This window comes from Candidatus Kosakonia sp. 282A-S69 (genome assembly GCF_029433855.1).
Classification (GTDB): Bacteria; Pseudomonadota; Gammaproteobacteria; order Enterobacterales; family Enterobacteriaceae; genus Kosakonia; species Kosakonia cowanii_A.
This window is the reverse complement of sequence record NZ_JAROAU010000003.1, coordinates 1,865,912-1,872,483: the sequence shown is the minus strand read 5'-3', so window position 1 is coordinate 1,872,483 and position 6,572 is coordinate 1,865,912. Positions and strand designations below refer to the sequence as shown.

General features: G+C 57.9%; 8 protein-coding genes. 1 reads left to right on the top strand and 7 read right to left on the bottom strand.

Annotation, left to right across the window (positions count from 1 at the left end; all coding sequences use genetic code 11):
- From rsxC to blr, 6 genes are all read right to left on the bottom strand, one after another.
- On the bottom strand, window positions 1-1,840 hold a 1,840-nt coding region (rsxC, locus tag PU683_RS14520; protein ID WP_277172635.1), incomplete at its 3' end, for an electron transport complex subunit RsxC.
- Window positions 1,833-2,411 (bottom strand): electron transport complex subunit RsxB, encoded by a 579-nt coding sequence (gene rsxB / locus PU683_RS14515; protein WP_277172633.1) that lies wholly within the window; start codon window positions 2,409-2,411, stop codon window positions 1,833-1,835. The genes rsxC and rsxB, both read right to left, overlap by 8 nt.
- On the bottom strand, window positions 2,411-2,992 hold the full coding sequence (gene rsxA, locus PU683_RS14510; RefSeq protein WP_242388490.1) for an electron transport complex subunit RsxA: 582 nt from the start codon (window positions 2,990-2,992) through the stop codon (window positions 2,411-2,413). Before rsxA ends, rsxB begins: the two co-directional genes overlap by 1 nt.
- Before the next feature lie 78 nt (window positions 2,993-3,070).
- Window positions 3,071-3,511: a DUF2569 domain-containing protein gene (locus PU683_RS14505; RefSeq protein WP_277172630.1), complete on the bottom strand. Its 441-nt coding sequence runs from the start codon at window positions 3,509-3,511 to the stop codon at window positions 3,071-3,073.
- 85 nt (window positions 3,512-3,596) lie between these two features.
- Window positions 3,597-3,812, bottom strand: a complete 216-nt coding sequence (ydgT, locus tag PU683_RS14500; protein ID WP_277172628.1) for a transcription modulator YdgT — start codon at window positions 3,810-3,812, stop codon at window positions 3,597-3,599.
- A 238-nt stretch (window positions 3,813-4,050) separates the two neighbouring features.
- Window positions 4,051-4,188, bottom strand: a complete 138-nt coding sequence (blr, locus tag PU683_RS14495) for a division septum protein Blr (protein WP_277172626.1) — start codon at window positions 4,186-4,188, stop codon at window positions 4,051-4,053.
- 197 nt (window positions 4,189-4,385) lie between these two features.
- Between blr and PU683_RS14490 the strand changes: the two genes are divergently transcribed.
- Window positions 4,386-5,426, top strand: a complete 1,041-nt coding sequence (locus tag PU683_RS14490; protein ID WP_277172624.1) for an oxidoreductase — start codon at window positions 4,386-4,388, stop codon at window positions 5,424-5,426.
- Between the two features lie 35 nt (window positions 5,427-5,461).
- Here PU683_RS14490 and add read toward each other — a convergent pair whose 3' ends face one another.
- Window positions 5,462-6,463 carry an adenosine deaminase gene (gene add / locus PU683_RS14485; RefSeq protein WP_277172622.1) on the bottom strand — a complete coding sequence of 334 codons (1,002 nt, stop codon included), beginning with the start codon at window positions 6,461-6,463 and terminating at the stop codon, window positions 5,462-5,464.
- Window positions 6,464-6,572: the final 109 nt, after the last annotated feature.

Here is a 6,572-nt window from a genome sequence, read left to right as displayed (position 1 = left end):
GGGCGTCTTTCTGTGCCTGCTCCGCTTTACGCGCTTTGGCGCGGGCAATCGCCGCTTCAACGGCGGCTTTGCGCGGATCGACTATTTCGGTTGTTTCCGGCTCGGTTGCGGCAGCGACTTTCTGCGTATGCTCCGCTTTACGTGCTTTGGCGCGGGCAATTGCCGCTTCAACAGCGGATTTGCGCGGATCGTTACCTTCAGCCGTCGCCTGCGCTTTTTCCGCCTGGCGCGCACGCGCCTCGGCTTTACGCGCTTCACGGGCGGCAATCACTTCACGGTTATCAGGCTCTGCGCCAGCCTGTACCACCACCGGCTCGGCGGCAGCGGCCTGCTTCTCTTTTACGCGAGAAAGCGCGGCTTCTATCGCCTGCTTATCCTCTTCGCCAGGCTTCGCGGCAGCCTGTTTATGACGCGCCTGGCGCGCCAGTTTTTCGCGCTCAAGACGCGCCTGACGGGCTTCAAAACGCGCCTTCGCTTCAGCGGTGCGTCGCTCTTCCTCAGCGATGGCGTAAATCTCTGCTTTCTCCTGGCGGAAATATTGCACCAGCGGAATATTGCTCGGGCAGACCCAGGCGCAGGCGCCACACTCGATGCAGTCGGAAAGATTATGCGCGGTCGCTTTGTCGTGCTGCTGGCCTTTGCTGAACCAGTAAAGCTGCTGTGGCAGTAAGTCTGCGGGGCAGGCGTCGGCGCAGGCGCTGCAGCGGATGCAGCCTTTCTCTTCCTGTGGTTCGCCCATTTCACTGGCCGAGGGGGCCAGCAGACAGTTAGTAATTTTGACGACCGGAACATCCAGCCACGGCAGGGTAAAGCCCATCAGCGGGCCGCCCATGATCACCAGCTGCTCTGCCGAAGGCTGGAAACCGGCGTAATCGAGCAGGTGACGCACCGGCGTACCGAGCCGCGCCCAGACGTTGCCCGGGCGGGCTACCGCTTCACCGGTCAGGGTGACCACACGCTCCGTTAACGGTTCACCGTCAATCACCGCGCGCTTCACCGCGTAGGCGGTGCCGACGTTCTGCATCAGCACGCCGATATCGGACGAGCGTCCGCCGTGCGGCACCTGCTTACCGGTCAGGATCTGCGTCAGCTGTTTTGCGCCGCCGGAGGGGTATTTGGTCGGGATCACTTTCAGCTGAATATCGTGGCTGCCCGCCAGCACCGCACGCATCATCGAGATCGCCTGCGGTTTATTATCTTCGATGCCGATCAGTACCTGGCGCGGCTGAAGGATGTGCGCCAGGATGCGCACCCCCTCCATAATCTGCGCGGCGCAATCCTGCATCAGCCGATCGTCGGCGGTGATATAGGGTTCGCACTCGGCGGCATTGATGATCAGCGTATCAACCTTATCGCCTGCACCTTGCAGCTTGGCACCGGTCGGGAAGCCGGCTCCACCCAGCCCGGCAACGCCGAACTGATGGATACGCTCAATCAGCGCCTCGACGCTCTGGGCGCGATAATCTTGCCACCCTTCACGCGCAATCCAGCGATCTTCGCCGTCCGCCTCGATAATGACGCTCAGCTCTGGCAGGGCAGAAGGGTGTGCGGTGGCATGAGGGGTAATCGCCACAACGGTGCCGGAGGTCGGCGCATGCACAGGCAGCATACGACCGCGGCCGCGGGTCAGCGGCTGACCCCGCAAAACGCTATCGCCCACGCTGACGCACAGCTCGCCCTCAGCGCCGATATGCTGTTTTAACGGCATGACAAAGCGGTTCGCCAGCGGCAGTTGACGCAGCGGCGTACCGTTAGACTGGGTTTTCATCTCCGGCGGATGAATGCCGCCGTGGAAATCCCACAGCTTCTCTTTTCGGAATGCGGAAAATAACTTAAGCATGGTGCTCCACGGGAATAGTGCGCACCGGAATGGTGTGCAGATCCCATTTCCAGTTCTGTGTGGTTGGCGCAACCGGGCGCAGGTCGATACACTGCGTCGGGCACGGGTCCACACAAAGATTACAGCCGGTGCAGAGATCGCTAATCACCGTATGCATGGCGCGGGTTGCGCCGACGATGGCGTCGACCGGGCAGGCCTGAATGCATTTTGTGCAGCCGATGCAGTTGCTCTCATCGATGACGGCAAGCATACGCACCGGCTCCAGCGCGTCGGCATCGCCATCAATCGGCTGCGAGTCGACGTTTAACAGCGTGGCGATTTTCTGCATCACCGCTTCGCCGCCGGGGGCGCAGCGGTTGATCTTTTCACCCTGGGTGCCCACCGCTTCGGCGTAGGGGCGACAGCCCGGGTAGCCGCACTGCCCACACTGGCTCTGCGGCAGGACTTCATCAATACGTTCAACAACCGGATCGTCCTCGACCGCAAAACGGCGCGAGGCGTAACCGAGGATCAGGCCGAACAGCAGCCCAAATACGCTCAGGACTGCAACGGCGATGGTTATCGCATTCATTACAGTTTTACCAGACCACTAAAGCCCATAAAGGCCAGAGACATTAAGCCGGCGGTAATTAACGCAATCGCATTACCGCGAAACGGCGCGGGGACATCGGCGACGGCAAGGCGTTCGCGGATCGCGGCGAACAGCACCATCACCAGTGAGAAGCCGACGGCGGCGGCGAAGCCATAGAGCGCCGACTGCATAAAGTTGTGTCCAAGGTTGATGTTGAGCAGCGCGACGCCGAGGACTGCGCAGTTGGTGGTGATAAGCGGCAGAAAAATACCGAGCAGGCGATAGAGCGCCGGGCTGGTTTTACGCACCACCATCTCGGTGAACTGCACCACCACGGCAATAATCAGGATAAAGGCCAGCGTGCGCAGATAAACCAGGTTCAACGGGATCAGCACCCAGGTATCGATAAGCCAGGCGCAGATCGAGGCCATGGTCATTACGAAGGTGGTCGCCAGCCCCATACCCATGGCGCTTTCCAGCTTTTTGGAAACGCCCATAAAGGGACACAGGCCAAGAAACTTCACCAGCACGAAGTTGTTGACCAGTACCGTTCCGATAAATAGCAGAAGATAGTCTGTCATTATGTGGCCTGAAATGAAAAAAGCCGCCTATTATCGGGCAAACTGCCCCGGGCGACAACAGGTTAACTGTAAGGTTATTTACGGGTTAATAAAGGTCTTCTTCACGCGCTCAGCGCGCTTGAAGTAGGGCACAAACAGCGCCGCAGCCAGCAAGGGGAAGAGCAGCTGACGAACCGCCATTGCATCCGAAACCGGTGAAAACGCAAACGCCTTTATCGCCAGCAACACGCAGACCAGCAGCCAGATAATGTAGTGTTTTGGAACCAGGCGGCGGCGTTTGAAAAAGGCCACGACCAGCCAGAGCGTATAGCCCCAGAGCGCGGCGGCAAAGACGAAGGAGAGGATCAACAGCAGCATCTCTTTCGACGGCTGCGCCAGGAGTGCCGTGAGCGCATGCGGCGTTAACAGGGCGGTGACGTAGAGCAGTAACGCCAGCGAGGTGCTTAATAACGCAACCAGCAACCAGGCCAGAGGAGCGAGTAACCAGCCTCCGATACGTTCTGCGGGTGTTGTTGTCATGCCATTTCCTCTGTTAACGCGTTCAGTTACGGCAAAAAGTGCCGGGCGACGAGTATAAAGCATCGCGCGGCGATTGCCAGCGGCCTCAGAGCACGTAGCGCCATACCGAGCGCGGAACGCACCCAATGTCAAATAATCGCCCGCCGGAGACCAGCTCTGCGCGGCGATGATCGGCTGCGCGGTACATATTAATGATCTCACTGCTCTCGGTCAGGGTGTAGTTAAGGTGATCAAAGAGCTTTTCCAGGCTTTCAAGTGAACTGATTTTGCGAAATTTTAATAAATAGTCCTGCACGGTCATGTCGGAGGGTGTCCATATAATGAAGAGGCAAAAAAAGAACGACTATGCGCGCAAATAATAGACGTTATTATCCGGGCGTAAATAGCGTGAGAATAATCTGCCATTAAATTAAGCATATTCTTTTCAGATAAAAACCCGGCGCCGCAACGGCGCCGGGCGAGGAAGGTTAACGCCCTTCCTCATGGCGGGCAACCCGCTTATGGCGCGATATCGGCTATCGCAGCAATAGGGCGTGCCATTATTTCTTTTGTGCTATCACGCTTTGCTCAGGCGGCTGGTAATTATCAATATGGCTGGCAAACACCAACAGAATGGTTGATACGCCGAGTACGATCCAGCCCATTAATTCAACAATCCGATTGAATATTGCGGTCATATTTATACTGCTCCCTGGGATTAACATCACACGCCGGTAGTCATTAACGGGTGTTGGGCGCAGATTTAAGCAGATTTTGTAAGCGGAAACCAGACCAGAATGCGCTGAATTATTCGCCTTAAAAATGCGTTACAACAGCGGTTGTCGGCATCAGGCAGATAGTGTGAAATGGAGGTCCACTGAAAAGAGGCCGTGATATGAGTGATATTATTCGGGTTGGCGTGATCGGATATGGCTACGCCAGTAAAACATTTCATGCACCGCTAATCGCTGGCACCGCCGGTATGGCGCTGGCGGCTATTACCAGCAGTGATGAGTCTAAAGTTAAAGCGGACTGGCCCAATGTCGATGTCGTCGCCGATCCCAAACGTCTGTTTAACGATCCCAATATTGATTTGATCGTCATCCCCACGCCTAATGATACCCACTTCCCGCTGGCGAAAGCGGCGCTGGAAGCGGGTAAACATGTGGTGATCGATAAACCCTTCACCGTGACACTGTCACAGGCGCGCGAACTGGATGCGCTGGCGCGCAGTTATGGCCGTCTGCTGTCGGTGTTTCACAACCGCCGCTGGGACAGCGACTTCCTGACGCTTAAAGCGCTGCTTGCCGATGGCGCGCTGGGTGAAGTGACCTATTTCGAATCCCATTTTGACCGCTTTCGCCCGCAGGTGCGTAACCGCTGGCGCGAACAGGGCGGCCCTGGCAGCGGCATCTGGTACGATTTAGCTCCGCACTTGCTCGACCAGGCGGTGAATCTCTTTGGGCTGCCGGTCTCCTTAACGGTCGATCTGGCCCAGCTGCGTCCGGGCGCGCAATCCACCGACTATTTTCACGCGGTACTCACCTATCCGCAGCGCCGCGTGGTGCTGCACGGTACCCTGCTGGCGGCGGCAGAGTCCGCACGCTATATCGTGCACGGCACGCGCGGCAGCTACGTGAAATATGGTCTCGATCCGCAGGAGGAGCGGCTGAAAAGCGGGGCGCGCTTACCACAGGAGGATTGGGGTTATGACATGCGCGATGGCGTGTTAACCCGCATCGACGGCGAAGCGCGGAGAGAGGAGACCTGGTTGACGCTGCCGGGCAACTACCCGGCCTATTATGCGGCGATCCGCGATGCCCTGATGGGCGGGGGAGAGAATCCGGTCCCCGCCAGTCAGGCGATCCGCATTATGGAGCTGATTGAGCTTGGCATCGAGTCGGCAAAACACCGCGCCACCCTCAGCCTCACCTGAATAAGTGGCTCACGGCAGGCCGTGAGCCACCAGCATCAAGCCTGCGCGACACGCTCGCGCAGCGCCTGTTTCTCTTCGGCAGTGATAAAGGCCATCTCCAGCCCGTTGATCTGCGCCTGGCGGATCTGCTCTGCGCTCAGGCCGGCAGCCGGTGCGGCAACCTCATATTCGTGACCAATATCGATCCCCTGTACCGCCGGATCATCTGTATTAATGCTGGCCAGAATACCGTGGTCGAGGAAGGTTTTCAGCGGATGGCGATCGAGAGAGGCCACGGTGCTGGTCTGAATATTGGAGGTGAGACAGGATTCAATACCAATGCGCTGTTCGGCGAGGAAGTCCATCAGGGCGGCATCCTCAATCGCTTTTACGCCGTGACCGATGCGCACGGCCCCCAGTTCACGGATCGCCTGCCAGATGCTATCCGGGCCAGCGGCTTCACCGGCATGCACGGTAATTTGCCAGCCAGCATCGCGCGCGCGGGTAAAGTGGGAGAGGAACAGGCTTCCGGGAAAACCGAGTTCATCGCCCGCCAGATCGAGGGCGGTAATCCCGTCGCGATGGGCGAGCAGGGCTTCCAGCTCCTGCAGGCAGGCCGCTTCGCCGAAGGTGCGGCTCAGAATGCCGATTAAGCGTGCCTGGACGTTAAAATCGCGGCTCCCTTCGCGTACCCCGGCAATCACCGCTTCCACCACGCCTGCCACCGGCAGGTTGTGGGTCATCGCCATATAGCCCGGCGAGAAGCGCAGCTCGACATAGTGCAGGCCGTTTCGCGCCGCATCCTCCATGTTTTCGTAGGCAACGCGACGGCAGGCATCCAGCGAGGCCAGCACCTTCACGCCCCAGTCGAGTTTGGCGAGAAAACTCACCAGATCGGGTTCGTTAGACGTTACCTGCACATGCGGGCGTAGCGCGTCGAGGGTTTGCGCAGGGAGAGTTAAATTATACTGGCGGCCAAGATCGAGGATGGTTTGGGCACGGATATTGCCGTCAAGATGACGATGGATATCGGTTAAAGGCAGTCTGGAATCAATCATGATCGCACTCATATTTTTGTAAAAGTGCAAAGCATTATACAACACTTCATTAACTTATTAAAAATAGTAATAAAATTAACCACCTGGGAAAGGAGGGTGCGAAGGGGCG